The organism is Rhodanobacter sp. FW021-MT20 (assembly GCF_041107475.1).
Classification (GTDB): domain Bacteria; phylum Pseudomonadota; class Gammaproteobacteria; order Xanthomonadales; family Rhodanobacteraceae; genus Rhodanobacter_A; species Rhodanobacter_A glycinis.
In genome coordinates this window covers 24,361-40,237 of record NZ_JBGBPX010000027.1, presented here as the reverse complement: position 1 = coordinate 40,237, position 15,877 = coordinate 24,361, and the positions used below count along the sequence as shown (strand labels likewise).

Annotated in this window: 12 protein-coding genes; 5 read left to right on the top strand and 7 right to left on the bottom strand. The window is 64.8% G+C overall.

The window, feature by feature from the left end:
* Positions 1-143: 143 nt before the first annotated feature.
* Positions 144-1,115, bottom strand: coding sequence for an alpha/beta hydrolase (locus AB7849_RS18535; RefSeq protein WP_157618019.1), 972 nt, complete (start codon positions 1,113-1,115; stop codon positions 144-146).
* Between the two features lie 168 nt (positions 1,116-1,283).
* Here AB7849_RS18535 and prmC point away from each other — a divergent pair, with 168 nt between their 5' ends.
* Both prmC and AB7849_RS18525 read left to right on the top strand, forming a co-directional pair.
* The gene (prmC, locus tag AB7849_RS18530) at positions 1,284-2,135 is read left to right on the top strand and encodes a peptide chain release factor N(5)-glutamine methyltransferase (protein ID WP_369501509.1); all 852 of its coding nucleotides are present in this window, start codon (positions 1,284-1,286) and stop codon (positions 2,133-2,135) included.
* Positions 2,136-2,186: 51 nt separating this feature from the next.
* Positions 2,187-4,577 carry a TonB-dependent receptor gene (locus AB7849_RS18525; RefSeq protein ID WP_050984278.1) on the top strand — a complete coding sequence of 797 codons (2,391 nt, stop codon included), beginning with the start codon at positions 2,187-2,189 and terminating at the stop codon, positions 4,575-4,577.
* Positions 4,578-4,778: 201 nt separating this feature from the next.
* Here the strand turns inward: AB7849_RS18525 and dxs are convergent, their stop codons facing one another.
* Complete coding sequence (gene dxs / locus AB7849_RS18520) at positions 4,779-6,671, bottom strand: 1-deoxy-D-xylulose-5-phosphate synthase (protein WP_008208585.1); 1,893 nt, start codon at positions 6,669-6,671, stop codon at positions 4,779-4,781.
* A 92-nt stretch (positions 6,672-6,763) separates the two neighbouring features.
* Positions 6,764-7,366, bottom strand: coding sequence for an HNH endonuclease (locus AB7849_RS18515; protein WP_008208571.1), 603 nt, complete (start codon positions 7,364-7,366; stop codon positions 6,764-6,766).
* A 247-nt stretch (positions 7,367-7,613) separates the two neighbouring features.
* Here AB7849_RS18515 and AB7849_RS18510 point away from each other — a divergent pair, with 247 nt between their 5' ends.
* Positions 7,614-8,375: a SapC family protein gene (locus tag AB7849_RS18510; RefSeq protein WP_092702948.1), complete on the top strand. Its 762-nt coding sequence runs from the start codon at positions 7,614-7,616 to the stop codon at positions 8,373-8,375.
* A gap of 63 nt (positions 8,376-8,438) precedes the next feature.
* On the opposite strand, the gene AB7849_RS18505 is transcribed toward AB7849_RS18510, so the two are convergent.
* The 3 genes from AB7849_RS18505 to AB7849_RS18495 form a co-directional block, all read right to left on the bottom strand.
* Positions 8,439-8,912, bottom strand: coding sequence for a GNAT family N-acetyltransferase (locus AB7849_RS18505; RefSeq protein WP_008208569.1), 474 nt, complete (start codon positions 8,910-8,912; stop codon positions 8,439-8,441).
* Between the two features lie 156 nt (positions 8,913-9,068).
* Positions 9,069-9,668 (bottom strand): OmpA family protein, encoded by a 600-nt coding sequence (locus AB7849_RS18500; protein ID WP_008208567.1) that lies wholly within the window; start codon positions 9,666-9,668, stop codon positions 9,069-9,071.
* 261 nt (positions 9,669-9,929) lie between these two features.
* Positions 9,930-10,931 carry an Lnb N-terminal periplasmic domain-containing protein gene (locus AB7849_RS18495; protein ID WP_369501508.1) on the bottom strand — a complete coding sequence of 334 codons (1,002 nt, stop codon included), beginning with the start codon at positions 10,929-10,931 and terminating at the stop codon, positions 9,930-9,932.
* A 141-nt stretch (positions 10,932-11,072) separates the two neighbouring features.
* Between AB7849_RS18495 and AB7849_RS18490 the strand changes: the two genes are divergently transcribed.
* Entirely contained in the window at positions 11,073-13,022 is a 1,950-nt protein-coding gene (locus AB7849_RS18490) for an esterase/lipase family protein (RefSeq protein ID WP_050984277.1), read from the top strand.
* 472 nt (positions 13,023-13,494) lie between these two features.
* Positions 13,495-15,447: a M61 family metallopeptidase gene (locus tag AB7849_RS18485; protein WP_008208560.1), complete on the top strand. Its 1,953-nt coding sequence runs from the start codon at positions 13,495-13,497 to the stop codon at positions 15,445-15,447.
* 70 nt (positions 15,448-15,517) lie between these two features.
* Here AB7849_RS18485 and AB7849_RS18480 read toward each other — a convergent pair whose 3' ends face one another.
* Positions 15,518-15,868, bottom strand: coding sequence for a DUF3147 family protein (locus AB7849_RS18480; protein WP_008208558.1), 351 nt, complete (start codon positions 15,866-15,868; stop codon positions 15,518-15,520).
* Positions 15,869-15,877: the final 9 nt, after the last annotated feature.

Here is a 15,877-nt window from a genome sequence, read left to right as displayed (position 1 = left end):
AGATTTTCGACGATTCGCCGGCCCATAGTGGTTCTATGGGCCAAGAAGCGACGGAAATATGGACCACGCAGACACTTCTGCAGCCCGGAAGATTTCTGCCGCCCACGCTCCTAGGCCATGCGCCCGCGATGCGGCGTCCTTGGTCAGCGGTTGACGTGGAGATGCAGCGGCCCGCTTCGCGTCGCCACCGTCACCGGATCGACCTGGCCGGTGGCATGTGCGCGAATGAAAGTCAGGCAATCCTGCAGCACCGGTGCCTTCCGGCGAAATGGCGAGGACAGCGCCAGCAGAATGGCCGCGTGGCCGATGCCGGGATACAGCTTCAGTTCGACCGGCTCGCCCAGCCGCTGCATCGCGCTGGCCAGTGAACGCGCGTTTTGCGGTTTCACCACGCGGTCGGCCAGTCCTTGCAGCAACAGCATCGGCGGCTCGTTGCCGTCGACGAAGTTCACCGGCTGCGATTGCCGTTGTGCCTGCGGCGTATGGCCGAGCATGTCGATGAACTTCGGGTCGGTCAGCGGCAGGAAATCGTACGGGCCGGCCAGGCCGATAAAGCCGTCCAGTTGCCCCGGATGCATGTCGACACCGGCCAGCCAGCGTTCGTCCGTGGCAAGCAATGCACCGATATGCGCGCCGGCCGAATGCCCCATCAGGAACAGTTGCTGCGCATCGCCGCCGTAGTCGGCGGCGTGGGCGTGCGTCCATGCCACGGCCTCGGCGGCATCCTGCATGAAGCCGGCCATGCGCACCTGCGGCCATTTGCGATAGTCGGGAATCACCACCACCAAGCCCTGTTGCGCCAGTACGCGACCAAGCCAGCGATACCACCGGCGTTGGCCGGACATCCAGCTGCCGCCGTAGAAAAACACCACCACGGGTGCATGGTGGGCATCGGCGGGTGCGTAGACATCCAGTGCGAGCCGTTTCGGCCGGTTGAAGACCACGCTGTGCCGGACTACGCCGGGCGGGCGGCCTTGCGCGAGGTTCAGTCCGCCGAAGAACGTGGCTTGGCAGCCGCCGAGCAACACACTGGCGAGTGCGGCCAGCAACAGGTTGCGTCGTCTGCGGCGCCGGGATGAAGCGGGCGATGCCTGGGGGAATGGATGTTTGGACATGGGGAATCCGGAAACCGTGCGACGTGTTGATGGATACGCAAGCCGGCAGGGAAAGGATGCATCGACGCAGTGCATGCTGCGCGTGAGGCTTCCCTCTAAACTCGCTTCATCAACGTTCTTTCGGGAATTCTCCGATGCCGGTTCCTGCGCTGACGGATCTGCCGAGCCATGACTGATGTACGCGAGCTGCTTGCGACCGCCACGCGCATGCTAGGCGAGCGCGTCGACGCCGAGGTGCTGCTGCTGCATGCCCTCGGCAAGCCGCGCAGCTGGCTGTTCGCGCATGCGGAGGATGCGGTGGATGCAACGGTCGCCGCGGCTTACGCAGCGTTGGTCGAACGTCGCGCCGCGGGCGAACCGGTGGCTTATCTCACCGGCCGTCGCGGGTTCTGGACACTGGAACTGGAGGTCAGCCCGGCAACGCTGATCCCGCGTCCGGAAACCGAGCGGCTGGTGGAACTGGCACTGGAACGGTTGCCGTCCGATGCGGCGGTGCGCGTGGCCGACCTGGGCACCGGCAGTGGCGCCATCGCGCTGGCGCTGGCGAGCGAGCGGCCGCAGGCCCGAGTTGTCGCCACCGATGCCAGTGCTGCGGCGCTGGCGGTCGCGCGCCGCAACGCGCAGCGACTGGGCATCCGCAACGTGCAATTCGCGCAAGGCGACTGGCTGGCTCCGCTGCAGGGCGAGCGCTTCGCGCTGGTCGTTTCCAATCCGCCGTATATCGAGGCGGACGACGCGCATCTGGGGCAGGGCGATTTGCGTTTCGAGCCCGCGTCCGCGCTGGCGTCCGGCAGCGATGGCCTCGACGATATCCGTCGCATCGTGCATGACGCACGCGAGGTGCTGCTCCCCGATGGCTGGCTGTTGTTCGAGCACGGCTGGAACCAGGGCGAGGCCGTGCGCGCCTTGCTGTGCGATGCCGGTTACGAAGGAGTTTTCACCGCCCGGGACATTGAATCGCGCGACCGCGTCAGTGGCGGTTGCCGGCCCGGGTTGCAAGCGCCGTGCACATCAGCGTGACGGCGCGCGGGGTTACACTCGGGCAGTCCATTCGACTGACCGGGTGTGGGCATGGGCACGTCCTCTGCACGAGGTTCCATCGGGGCCGGGCACGACCATCATGACCGCCCCGGCGCCACCGACCGACGACCGCTGACACGGGCGATCTGCGCGGCCCTGCTGCTGGCCCTGGCCGGAGCGGCCCCTGCATGGGCGGCTGCGCCAGTCAGCCAGCAGGTCATCGGGAAGGCATCAACCACGGCTGCATCCGGCACGTCGGTGCGCCCGACGCAAGACAAAGCCGCGACGAAGCATGCGGTGACGCTGGGCGAGGTGATGGTCACCGCCGATCGCCGCCGCGAGCCATCGCGTGAAGTGCCGATGCATGTGGATGAAGTGCCTGCCAGCCGTTTGCGCCGGTTGGGCGCGCAATCGCTCGGCGATTACGTGTCGTACCAGCCGGGCGTGTTCTTCGCCAGCCAGGGTGGCGCGGGACAGGGCCAGCTGGTGATGCGCGGCGTGTCCACCGGCAACCAGACCAGCCCCACCGTGTCGGTGTACATCGATGACGTGCCGGTGGGCGGCAGTACGGTGTATGCCGCGGCTGCGACCTTCGTGTTCGATCCGGCGCTGCTGGACCTGGACCACATCGAGTTCCTGTTCGGCCCACAAGGCACCTTGTACGGTGCCGGTTCCATGGGCGGGCTGATCAAGTACGTGACCCACCAGCCCGACACGGATCGCTTCGGCGGCAACGCCGGTGTCGACATCTCGCACACCCAGGGTGCCGGCATGGGCTACACCGAGCACGCCACGCTGAATTTGCCGCTGGTGAAGGGCGTGGCTGCATTGCGGGCCTCGGTGTTCGACCGGCACAGTGCCGGCGTCTACCGGGCAGTGGGTGAAACGCCGGCCAGCGGCGCCGATCGCACGCATACCCGTGGCGCGCGCGTGCAATTGCAGGTGGATGCCAGCAGCCGGCTCAGCTTCAATCTCAGTGCGATGGCGCAGAAAATCGCCGCCGATGGACTGTCGATGGCCGACTATTCGCTGGCCACCGGGCAGCCGATTTCGGGCGGCCCGTACCACCGGCGACTCAACCATCGCGAACCGTTTTCGCAGACCTTGCAGTTGTATGCGTTCCGCGCCGGTTACGAATTCGGCTGGGCCCACCTGGACTGGATCAGCTCGTACCAGAACTTCGTCAATCGCAGCGTGCAGGATTATCCGGACGGTTTCCTGGCGCTGCTCAACGTGCTCGGCCCGGCTTTCGGTGTGGACCGCCAACTCAGTTCGCTTTATGTCGACTCGCGCTACGACGTGCACAAGACTTCGCAGGAAATGCGGCTGACCTCGCGCAAGGGCGAACACATCGACTGGCTGGCCGGGATGTGGTTCAACCGCGAAGAGGCGTGGGAGCAATACGCGCTGGAAGGCGCCAATCTGCCGCCACCGGGGAACAGCGTGTTGCTGACCCAGCGGGTCAACGCCCGCTTCGAGGAATACGCCGGCTACGGCAATGTCACCTGGCACGTCACGCCGACGATGGATGTATCCGCCGGCCTGCGCGCCAGCGGCAACGCCCAGCAATTGTCGAATGTCGAAAGTGGCGCGGTGGCGGGCAGCGCGGGCGGTTTTCGCGAGCACATGATCAGTGACGACATCACCAAGATGCTGACCTTCAGCTATCGCCCGGACAAGACGCACAGCTATTACCTGCGCGCCTCCACCGGCTATCGGCCCGGTGGGCTGCAGGCGCCGGTGACGAGCACCATCTTCGGCGCCAATCCCGGTGCGAAGAACAGCTTCGGCTCGGACACGCTGCAGAGTTACGAGCTGGGCTACAAGGGCAGCCATCTGGACGGGCGACTGAATATCGGCGCGGATGTCTACGACATCGAATGGCACCGCATGCAGCTGATCACCTACACCGTTGGCAATGCCATCATCGAGAACACCGGCGATGCGCGTATCGATGGTCTGGAGCTGCAGGCGACCTGGCGCGACGGGCCGTGGCTGTTGAGCGGTTCCGGCGCATGGACCGATGCCCGCACGCTCGAGGGCAATCCGCAACAGGGCATTGCCGCCCATGCACGCCTGCCGTACTCGGCGCGTATCGCGACCACGCTGGCCGCGAAATACACGGGTCGGTTTCATGGCCATGAGAGCTACGTCGGTGCGACCGTGCGTGTATCGAGTCGACGCCACGCCGGCTTTCCCGGCGATGCGAGCGATCCGGATTTCAAGCTGCCGGGTTACGGCATGCTGGACCTCGATGCCGGCGTGGTGTTGCGCCATGGCATCGATGTGGACGTCTATCTGCGCAACGCGCTCGATCGCCGCGTGCCGGTAGGCGCGCTCAACGACCAGTCGATCAATTTCCTGGCCAGCGTGGGCGGGCCGATGCTGGTGCATCTGACTACGCCACGCACGCTGGGGGTGTCGGTCGAGGTGCCGTTCTGAGCGCCTGGCGAGGGCGCACGTCCCCGAGCAAGAGTGGTTTGTAGGAGCCCGCTGGCGGGCGATGTTTTCAGGCTTTCCGCTCGCAGAAGCGCCAGAACAGGAGCATCGCCCGCGAGCGGGCTCCACAAAAAGCGGGCCTGCCTGCGGAAGCAAGGCTTCGAACAGGCTCCGGGAATGCCGTGCGACGAGGCCCGGAGGGCCTCAGCCGGCGTTGGCAGCGAGGGCAGCCGCGCGTTGCGGGAAGCGCGCAAGGATCGCGTGGCGGATGCCGGGCAAATCGAGGCCGGCCATCGACAGCACTTCCTCGCGGCTGCCGTGTTCCAGATAGGTGTCGGGCAGGCCCAGGTGCAGGATCGGCAGGGTGACGCCGTGCGCGGCCAGGCATTCGGCCACGGCCGAGCCCGCGCCGCCGGCGACGGCATTGTCTTCCAGCGTGATGAAGGCATCGTGCGTGTGGGCCAGCTCCAGCACCATCGCTTCGTCCAGCGGCTTCACGAAGCGCATGTTGACCAGGGTGGCATCCAGTTCGGCGGCAATGACCGCCGCCGGCGCCAGCATCGCGCCAAAGCTGAGGATGGCCAGGCCGTGGCCGCGACGACGCAGGTCGGCCTTGCCGATCGGCAGGGTTTCCAGCTCATGGTGGATCGCGGTGCCGGGGCCGGTGCCACGCGGATAGCGGATCGCGGCCGGGCCGGCATGCCGGAAGCCGGTGCTAAGCATCATGCGGCATTCGTTTTCGTCGGCCGGCGCCATGATCACCATGTTCGGCAGGCAGCGCAGGAAGGACAGGTCGAAACTGCCCGAATGGGTGGCGCCGTCCGGCCCGACCACGCCGGCGCGATCGATGGCGAAGGTGACGTCGAGATTCTGCAGCGCCACGTCGTGGATGGCCTGGTCGTAGGCGCGTTGCAGGAAGGTGGAGTAGATCGCCACCACTGGCTTGGCGCCTTCGCAGGCCATGCCGGCGGCCAGCGTCACCGCGTGCTGCTCGGCGATGGCGACGTCGAAATAGCGCTCCGGGTATTCCTTGGAGAAGCGCACCAGGCCGGAGCCTTCGCGCATCGCCGGGGTGATGCCGAGCAGGTGCTCGTCGGCGGCCGCCATGTCGCACAGCCAGTCGCCGAAGATGTCGGTATAGGTGGGCTTGGCCGGCTTGGGCTTTTTCACCACGCCGGCATCCGGATCGAACGGGCCGACCGCGTGGTATTCGATCTGCGCCTGTTCGGCGGGCGCGTAGCCCTTGCCCTTGGTGGTGACCACATGCAGCAGTTGCGGGCCGGGCAGGCTTTTCACCGTGCGCAGCGCGGTCAGCAACTGCGGGATGTTGTGGCCATCGATCGGGCCGGTGTAATGGAAGCCCAGTTCCTCGAACAGCGTCGATGGCACGAACATGCCCTTGGCGTGCTCTTCCCAGCGCTTGAAGAAGCGGCCGGCGAAGGATTGCTTCGGGATCGCCCGCTTGGCGCGTTCGCGCACGGCATTGAGTCGGCGGCTGGCCATGGCGCGCGCCATCATCTTGGTCATCGCGCCCACGTTCTCGCTGATCGACATGCCGTTGTCGTTGAATACCACCAGCATGTCCGGTTCCACGTCGCCGCCGTGATTGAGCGCCTCGAACGCCATGCCGGCAGTGATGGCGCCGTCGCCGATCACCGCCACCACCTTGCGCTTGTCGCCCTTGCGCTGTGCGGCAATGGCCATGCCCAGGGCGGCCGAGATCGAGGTGGACGAATGACCGACGCCGAAGGTGTCGTATTCGCTTTCCTCGCGGCGCGGGAACGGTGCCAGGCCGTCCTTTTTCTTGATCGTGGTGATGCGATCGCGGCGGCCGGTGAGGATCTTGTGCGGATAACACTGGTGTCCGACGTCCCACACCAGACGGTCGTCCGGTGTGTTGAACACGTGGTGCAGGGCCACGGTCAGTTCGACCACGCCGAGTCCGGCGCCGAAGTGCCCGCCGGAGCTGGCCACCGATTCGATCAGATAGGCGCGAAGCTCGTCGGCGACCGCGGTCAGCTGGTCGTCGGGAATGCGGCGCAGGTCGGTAGGCGCCTCAATGGACGCCAGATGCGGGTAACGGACAGGATCGATCATCTGCGTATTGTTGGCCCAGCGGCGGGGCGGGGCAAGGGCAGCGGCATGGAAAGTGCGGGGCAGCGGTGTGCTGGCCGCTGTCCTGCGGGCTTTCAGGCGGCGTGGGCGGCGCGCCGGTCCCGCGGCAGATGGCTGACCAGGAACTCCATCTGGTCGGCCAGGATGTTGCGGTTGGACAGGATCAGGTGTTCCACCCAGCTGGGCCGGTACGGCACCGCCAGCAAGGGCATCTGGGCCTGCTGCGGGGTGCGGTTGCTCTTGCGCAGGTTGCAGGCGAGGCAGGCGCTGACCACGTTCTCCCATTCGTCACGGCCGCCCTTGGACACCGGCAGCACGTGGTCGCGGGTGAGTCCGCCCCGGTTGAAATGCGCGCCGCAGTACAGGCACAGGTGGCGGTCGCGGGCGAACAATGCGGTGTTGGTGAGCGCCGGAGCAGGGTCGATCGCGTATTCGCGGCAATGGCCGGTGCTGGCGATGATCGGATGCAGCTGCAGCGTGCTCTGTACGCCCAGGGCGCGATTCTGGCCGCCATGGACGGTGAGGCAGGGATCGCCCAGGGTCCAGGCCACGGCGTCGCGGACGTAGAGGCATACCGCGTCCTGCCAGCTGATCCAGTCGAGGATCCTGCCGGCGGCGTCCAGCGACAGCACGCGGGTCGAATGGAGATCGGCCCGGATTGGCACTTCCATCAGCATGTGTTTCGTCCTTCAGCCTGAAGCGAAAGATCGGTCCAGCAATGCCCGAGTAAACGCAGCATAGAACAAACCTGTTGCAAAACGCATGCAAATCCCTTGCAGGACAGGTAGATGCCTGTTCAGGAAGCCCCGTTCGCCGAGGCGCCCGCGCGCTGATATAGTGCCCATTCATCTGTAGACCCGACGCCGGGTTTGGGAGGGGGAGCCGCTGGTGGCGACCCCGGCACGGCGGGGCAGAGGTAATAACGTGGCTGAAGTTCTTTTCTACGAGCGCCCGGTGCCGCTCAATCGTACCCAGCACAAGGACCTGCACCTGAAGCCGGTGCCGAGCCTGAAGTTCGCGCTCAACGTGCATTCGGTGCCGCTGACCTGCGTGGAGTTCCCGTCCGCTGCCCGCGACATGCCGATCCTGTTTGCCGGCAACGATATCGCCAGCGCCGGCCCGATGGCCTTGCTCGGCCTGCGTCAGAACGAAAACCTGTTCGTCGACGCGAATGGCCAGTGGCTGCCAAACACCTATATCCCGGCGTTCATCCGCCGCTATCCGTTCGTGTTGGCCGAGAAGCCGCCGGAAGTGGAAGGCGACGACTTCACCGTGTTCCTCGACGAGGCCTATGAAGGCTTTGGCGCCGAGGGCGAGCGCCTGTTCAAGGAAGACGGCACCGACAGTGAGCTGCTGACCAATGCCGTGAACTTCCTCGGCGAGTTCCAGCAGCACGTGTCCCGCACCAAGTGGTTCATGGAACAGCTGCGTGCGCATGACCTGCTGGAGCCGCGCAACATCACGCTGCAGAAGGATGGCGGCAACGCCATCAACCTCAACGGCCTGTTCGTGGTCAGCGAGGAGAAGCTCGGCAAGCTCGACGAGAAGACCACGCACGAGTTCCTGAAGAACGGTGTGCTTGGCTGGATCTACGCGCATCTGTTGTCGCTGGGCAACATCGACCGCGTGGCGCGTGAGCTCAGCTTGCGTGAAAACGCTGAAACGGCGAACACGGTCACCAACTGATCGCTGCCGCTCTGTGTCGTTGTCGAAGAAGCCGCCTGTGGGCGGCTTCTTCGCATCTGCAGCTCAGCGCACCGGCTTGGCCATGCGCAGCAGGTCGATGCCGTAGCCGGCGCTTTCGTACAGCGCGCGGGCGCGCTCGTTGCCGGGGAATACGGCCAGTGTCATCAGCTGGCAGTCATGCCCGCGCGCCCAATCCTCGGCATGCGCCAGCAGGGCGCGCGCCACGCCGCGCCTTTCATGCTGCGGCGCCACCGCCAGGTCGGAAATGTGGCAGTTGCCACGGCCGGTGAAGAAATCCCGCGTCTTTTGCATATGGATGAAACCGGCGCGTTCGCCGTCGGCATCCTCGGCCACAAACAGGTAACTGTTGGCAGGCGATTCGTCGAGATGACGCGCCAGGTCGCTGTGGATACCTTCGATGCACGCTTGTCGCTTGCGCCATGCCGGCAGCGCGAAATTCACGAAGCGCGGCACCAGTCCCAGGATGAAGTCGTCGTCATCGTGAGCCAGTCGAATCAGGAAAGTGCTGTCGGCCATGCGGGTTGGTGATCGGTTGAACGGTGCCTTCGGTTCTACACCACCGGCGTGTTGCGGGGAAAGCCTTACGGTCGCTGGTGCCTGCGTCTATCCATGTAAACAAAAACGCCCGGGCAAGCCCGGGCGTCTGGTTTTGCCGTGGTTCGCAATGTCGCGTCAGGGCGCAGCGGAGGCCATGGCGCCGGTGCCGGTGGAGTCCACCGTCAGCGAGACGCGGCGGTTGTCGGCGCCGCGGTCGTGGCTGGCGCCCTTGGCCACCTGACGGTTGGCGTCCTCGCCATAGCTCACGGCGCGCACCATGTCGGCGTTGAGACCGCTGCTGACCAGGAAGTCACGCACGGCCTTGGCGCGTTCCATGCCCAGGTGTTTGTTGTAACCGCGCGAACCGGCCGGATCGGTGAAGCCTTCCACGGTGATCATCGCGTTCGGATGGTACTTGCTCATGGTTTCGGCAAAGTTCTGCAGCGCCGGTTTGTCCTGATCGTTCAACGTGGCGCTGTTGAAGGCGAAGTGCGCCACGGTATCGACGCTGACGCGGCCCTGCATCGCGGTGATCTGCGCGTCGTACTTGGAGAATTGCGATTGCATCTGCTGCTTGATCGAGTCGATCTGCTGCTGTTGGTCCTGCTGCTTCTGCTGCAACTGCTGGATGGCGGTGTTGAAGTCGGTCTTCTTCACGTATTGCGAGCAGCCCGCAAGGCCCAGCGCCATGAGGCTTGTCGCCAGCACGGTGGTTCGAAGGGTACGGATGGTCATGCGTGTCTCTCCTGGGTGCGTGCCTGCTTCGCGATGACGGCTTGCAGGTCGTTCGAGGATGTGGGGTGGATGCACCACCCTTTTGAACCTACCCCATGTGGACATGAGCGTGCGCATTTCGCGCGGCCGCTGCTGCGCTTCCATTCAGCTTTTTGCGCGCGTCGAGAAAAGCGTGTTGCGATGTCGTGTGCACGCATCACAAAAAGCGTGATTGAACGCGTATTGCGACACCTTGAACAGGTGCGGTTCAGCCAGCGGGCATCAACGCAACGGCGCGCGAATCGCCGCGGAAAAATCCTCGCCGGCCTTGCTGGCGCGTGCGCGTTCGGTGATGCGCGCACGCTGGTTCCATTCGTCCAGTGTCAGCCGGTGGTCCAGCGCGCCGATCTTGTACAGGTAGCCGGGCAGGTAGCCGGTGACCAGCAGGCGTGCATCCCACGGCAGGCCGGGGTCGAGCTGGCGTGCCATGCGATAGACCATGGTGGTGCAGTTCGAGGTGATGGTGTTGTAGAACTCGGGGTGATCCACCAGCCGGTTCGCGGTGGCCGTGTACGAGAGGAACAGCGCGCGCATCGCGTCGCGGCTCATGCTCAGCGGGTAGAGGTAGTCGTCCTCGCCGCGCACGTTGGTACGTACGCGCACGATGTCGCTTTCGGGCGAAGCAATCAGGATCGACTCGAAGTTCTTGAAGAAACCGCCGATGGAGGAGAATTTCTGGCCGCGTCGCTTGCGGATCTCCACCGAAAACACCAGGTGCCGGCCATCGTCGAAGCCGAACGAGATCATCGCGTGGGCAATCGCCTGGCTGCCCCAGTGAGAAAGCACTGCATCGGCCGAAACCAGCTGGTCGAGGTCGTAGCTTTGCGTTACCCAGTGCTCGTCGTAGTCATCGGCGCTGTGCCAGGTGAAGTCGCGCACGTTGTGCAAGGTCACCATGCTGCCATGCACCGTGCTGGTGAGCAGGCGCGAGACATCGTCGGCCCAGACCCGATGGTTCGTCGGCACGATGGTGGACCACCAGCTCAGCAGCAGCGCATACATCAGCACATAGCCACCGAGTGGCCACCAGGTGCGGCGCAGGATGACTACGGCGATCAACGCCAGCACGGCGGCAACCCACAGCGATGCACCGAGTGCTCGCGCGGCGTGGCTGCCGGGTAGCTGGTACCACAAGGCAAGTGCGCCCCAGGCGCCGGAGATGATGGTGACCAGCGCGGCCAGCGCGAACGACAACAATGCGCCGATTGCGCGCAAACCTTTCATCGTGTCCTGCCCGGGTCATCACTGGATGCGTGAAGCCTGCCGCGTCACGTCGTGGATGACAATGCCCGCGGCCCGTGCGGCTGGCTACAATCGTCGCAACACCGTGGGCGGGATCGAAAGCGGATGGAGCGGGCAAGCGGGATGCGAAGCAGGACCTGGTGGTTGGTGCGCCTTGTCGCGCCGATCCTGCTGCTGTGCCTGCAGGCCTGTGCGATGGTGGGGGTGAGCCGGCTCAAACCGCATGACGTGGTGGCCGAAAGTCGCGCCGATGTGCTCGGTTCGGGCCGACTCAGCGACAGCACGGTGCAGGCGCTCAACGTGGTGGCGCTGACCACGAAGCAATGCACGCAATCCTTCGATGCGTGTACCGAGATCGTCGGGCGTTCGGGTGGGCTCGACGAGGAACAGCGGCTGTCCGCCCTGTCGGAACTGTGGCTGGGGCACGCGCTGCACGACGACCACGCCGCGACGATGGACAACGCCACCCTCGGCGCTTACCTGCAATCCGCACGCTACGCCTACGCCTATCTGTTCTACACACAGCGGACACCGGCCCAGCGCGTGTTCGACCAGCGCCAGGCGCGGGTGATCGCGTTCTACGATTACGCGGTGGAGCGCGTGGTGGGGCGCTGGTTCCAGGAGCTGCCGCGCTTGAACACGGACTGGTCGCAGACCGCGCTGGCAGGCTGGACCGTGTTGCGACCGAATACGGACCTGCATCTGCGCGCCACGCCGACGGAGTTGATCCCGGCCTCGGCACTGCGCTTCAAGGGTTTGCGCAACGTCTATCGACGCGATGGGTTCGGCTCGGATTTCGTGGCGGTGGCGCCGCCATCCACGCCGGATGCGCCGAACGTGCCATGGCGCGAGCCGCGTTACGCGGCGATGACCGGCGTGCTGGTGTTCGGCGGGCAAACGCTGGACGAGGTGCTGGCGACGCGGCAAGTGCAATTGCTGGTGCGCGATCCCTATCGCGATGCGGACGTCACCATCGCGGGTCGCAGCGTGCCGCTGGGGGCGAATTTCACCGCACCCTATGGTCTGTGGTTGGCGCGCTCGGGTTTCGCGATGCAGTCGATCCGTTCACTGCTGGGACGGCAAGGCGGCTTGGCCGAGCCACGCGTGCTGTTGATGCAGCCCTACGATCCGAACCGATTGACGGTGGTAATGCTGCACGGCCTGGCCAGCAGCCCCGAAGCCTGGGTCAACGTGGCGAACGAGGTGCTGGGCGACGAAACGCTGCGCCACAACTATCAGGTGTGGCAGGTCTATTACCCCACCAACGCGCCGATTGCGGTGAACCTGCGGCAGATCCGCCAGGCGCTGGATGCCACCATCCAGCACTTCGATCCGAACGGTACCGCCCGCGCCACCCGGCACATGATGCTGGTGGGGCACAGCATGGGCGGCGTGATCGCGCGCCTGCTGGTGTCGTCCAGCGGCGACAAGCTGTGGAGCCTGGTGCCGGAAAGCCGCAAACTTTCCGCCGCGAAGCGCGCGCGGCTGCATCGGCAACTGGCGCCGTACCTGCAGTTCTCGCCGATGCCGCAAGTGGACGAGGCCGTGTTCCTGTCGTCGCCGCATCGCGGCACGCCGATGGCGCGGCATCGACTGGCGCGCTGGGTTGCCGAACTGATCCGCCTGCCGTTCAGCGTGATCAAGGATGTGGCCAGCATTTCGGATCTGCTCAAGGACGATTCGGGCCAAGGTGGTACAGGCAAGGGCGCGCCGATCCATGTTTCCAACAGCGTGGGCAACTTGAGCGACACCGATCCCTTCATCGTCGCCACCGCAAACCTGCCGATCTCGCCGCAGGTGCACTACCACTCGATCATTGGTCTGTACAAACCGCACGGCACGCTGGCGCAGAGCAGCGACGGCGTGGTGCCGTACACCAGCGCGCATCTGGCCGGTGCCGAATCCGAGGTGGTGATCCCGTCATGGCACAGCGTGCAGGAGACCCCGGCAGCGATCCTGGAATTGCGTCGCATCCTGCGGCTGCATCTGGCGCGGGTGGGGCAGAAGAAAGCGCCGGCGCCGGTGCGCACGTCGTCGGTGACGGCGCTCGACGCTGGCGCAGGCCGGCCCTGACCACGTCCTGTGGTGCCGGAGCATGCGCGAATCTTCAGTGCAGGAAATTGCGATTGACTTGCAGGAAGGCCGCATCATCGCCGTGACGGAAAGCCAGCGGCCGGCTCGCCAAGGTCCAAGTAATTGAACGCAAAAGGCGTGAGGCAACGCCGCGATTTTTGCGTCTTGCGCGTGGCATTCGCTGGTTATTGCGACCCCGTTTGCGGTGTGACTTCCGGCACTCCCGCCAAGGTCAGGGCGCGATCAGTGTCCCAGCCATCGATATCTGCCTTGGCGCCGGACTCATCCACGCGCCGGCGCATGTCGTGCCTCGTTTGTTGACCGATGGGCTCATTCGGTGGCGCGTCCGCCATGGTTTCCGCGGACGTCATCGCATGGCTTGCCCGTGCATGGACGCGTTGCCATTCCCCACTGCATCCATCCTCACCTTCCCGTTACGCCTCGGCGAAACAGAAACCGATCCGGAGTCCCGATGAAAACCACTGTTCTTGCGGCCGCACTACTGGTTGCCACGTTCGGCCTTGCGCCGCTGGTGGCGCAAGCTTCTCCTTCCGATACCGCCACGGTCCCGCAAGACCAGTCACGTAGCGACAACGTGCCGCCGCCGCAGAACATCCCGTACCCGGGCACCATGAAGGTCCATGTCGATGCCACCGACGTCGACCATCGCATCTTCACCGTGCACGAGAGCATTCCAGTCAAGGCCGGCCCGATGTACCTGCTGTACCCGCAGTGGATTCCCGGCGACCACGAGCCCAGCGGCCCGATCGACAAGGTCGCCAGTTTGGTGATTCGCGCCAACGGCAAGGTGCTGACCTGGAAGCGCGACAAGTACAACGTCTACGCCTTCCATATCGACGTGCCCGCCGGCGCCAGCAGCATCGATGTCGACTTCCAGGTGCTCACGGCACAGAAGCGTAGCGAAGGGCCGATCCGGATGACCCCGGAAATGCTCGACCTGGCGTGGAGCAAGGTGTCGATGTATCCGGCCGGCTATTACACCCGCCAGATCATGACCGAACCCAGCGTCACCGTGCCGGCAGGCTGGAAGATCGGTTCGGCGCTGCGGCCGCAAAGCCAGCAGGGCGATACCACTAACTTCAAGCCGATCTCCTATGTCGACCTGGTCGACTCGCCGGTGATCGCCGGCAAGTATTTCAAGCGCATCGAGCTGGATCCCGGCAGCAAGCTCACGCCGATGTACCTGGACGTCATCGCCGACGCGCCCAAGGATCTGGTGATCTCGCCGGAAGCGATGAAGGCCTTGCACACCATTCCGGCCCAGTACCACAAGCTCTACGGCGCCTTCCACTTCAACCATTACGACTTCCTGCTCTGGTTGTCGGACAAGATGAGCGGCAAGGGTCTGGAACATCATCGTTCCAGTGAAGACGGTACCGGCGCCGATTTCTTTACCAAGTGGAATCTGAAGACGCCGCACGACCTGCTGACGCATGAGCTGAACCACTCCTGGGACGGCAAGTACCGTCGTCCGGCCGACTTGTGGACGCCGAACTTCAACGTTCCCATGGGCGACAGCCTGCTGTGGGTGTACGAAGGGCAGACCCAGTTCTGGGGCAACGTGATGGCGGTTCGCACCGGCCTGGAAAACACCCAGACCGGCCTGGACAAGCTGGCCTACGTGGCGGCGACCTACGACATGGGCCGTCCCGGCCTGCTGAGCTGGCGCACCATCGAAGACACCACCAACGATCCGGTCATGGCCCAGCGCGCGCCGCTGGCCTATCGCAACTACCAGGGCAGCGAGGATTACTACTCCGCCGGTCAGCTGATCTGGCTGGCGGTGGATGCCAAGCTGCGTGCGCTCAGCCACGACAAGCATTCGCTGGACGATTTCGCGCGTGGCTTCTTCGGCGTCGACCCCGGCGCCTGGAACATCAATACCTACACCTTCCAGGACGTGGTCAGCGAGCTCAACAAGATCCAGCCGTACGACTGGAGCACGTTCCTGCGCACGCGTCTGGACGGCCATCAGAAAGTCACCGACGGCATCGCCGCCGAGGGCTGGAAGCTGGTGTATACCGACAAGCAATCCGACGTCATCAAGGCGCTGATGGCGGAATACCACATCAAGGGCATCGACCTCACCTACTCGGTCGGCTTCAGCACGTCGGGCAAGGGCAGTTTGCGTGACGTGTTGTGGAACGGCCCCGCGTTCAAGGCCGGCCTCGCGCCGGGCATGACCATCGTTGCGGTCGACGGCCAGGAGTTCAACGCCGACAACATGAAGCAGGCCGTGAAGAACGCCCAGAACAGCTCGGCGCCGATCACCCTGATGGTGAAGAACTTCGACGAGTACAAGACCATCAAGATCGACTACCACGGCGGCCTGAAGTACCCGCACCTGGTACGCGTCAAGGGCACGCCCGACTACCTGTCGCAGTTGTACGCGGTCAAGAAGTGAGGTCGGGGGCCAGGCGCGCGCTGCGCGCCTGGCCCTGTCGTTGTCTGCTGCGCCGTTGTCCGCTGCCGGGTCAGAGCAGTTCGATCCCGAAAGGCTTTACCAGCAGCGCGAATGCGCCGAAGCAGACCACCGTGATGACGGCGCTTAACGCCAACGCCGGCCAGAACCCGAAGCGCGCGAAAAGCCGGGGGAAGACCAGGAACATCGGCAGCGTCGGAACCACATACCAGAACGTGTACCAGGCATGGTTGGCAATCTTCGATGCCGGTTGCTTTTCCAGATACAGCCAGGTGAGTGCCAGCAAGGTGACCAAGGGGAGCGAAGCGAGCAGTGCGCCCAGGCGATCACTGCGTTTGGCCAGCTCCGAGACGGCCACGACTATGGCGGACGTGATGAGGTACTTCGTGATGATCCAGGGCATGTCGATAAC

Excerpts from the sequence above, each read along its gene's own strand:
- AB7849_RS18485 (WP_008208560.1), top strand. The coding sequence starts at position 13,495 with ATGAAAACCACTGTTCTTGCGGCCGCACTACTGGTTGCCACGTTCGGC.
- AB7849_RS18480 (WP_008208558.1), bottom strand. The coding sequence starts at position 15,868 with ATGCCCTGGATCATCACGAAGTACCTCATCACGTCCGCCATAGTCGTG.
- AB7849_RS18515 (WP_008208571.1), bottom strand. The coding sequence starts at position 7,366 with ATGCTGATGGAAGTGCCAATCCGGGCCGATCTCCATTCGACCCGCGTG.
- dxs (WP_008208585.1), bottom strand. The coding sequence starts at position 6,671 with ATGATCGATCCTGTCCGTTACCCGCATCTGGCGTCCATTGAGGCGCCT.
- AB7849_RS18535 (WP_157618019.1), bottom strand. The coding sequence starts at position 1,115 with ATGTCCAAACATCCATTCCCCCAGGCATCGCCCGCTTCATCCCGGCGC.
- AB7849_RS18500 (WP_008208567.1), bottom strand. The coding sequence starts at position 9,668 with ATGACCATCCGTACCCTTCGAACCACCGTGCTGGCGACAAGCCTCATG.
- AB7849_RS18495 (WP_369501508.1), bottom strand. The coding sequence starts at position 10,931 with ATGAAAGGTTTGCGCGCAATCGGCGCATTGTTGTCGTTCGCGCTGGCC.
- AB7849_RS18525 (WP_050984278.1), top strand. The coding sequence starts at position 2,187 with ATGGGCACGTCCTCTGCACGAGGTTCCATCGGGGCCGGGCACGACCAT.
- prmC (WP_369501509.1), top strand. The coding sequence starts at position 1,284 with ATGACTGATGTACGCGAGCTGCTTGCGACCGCCACGCGCATGCTAGGC.
- AB7849_RS18505 (WP_008208569.1), bottom strand. The coding sequence starts at position 8,912 with ATGGCCGACAGCACTTTCCTGATTCGACTGGCTCACGATGACGACGAC.
- AB7849_RS18490 (WP_050984277.1), top strand. The coding sequence starts at position 11,073 with ATGCGAAGCAGGACCTGGTGGTTGGTGCGCCTTGTCGCGCCGATCCTG.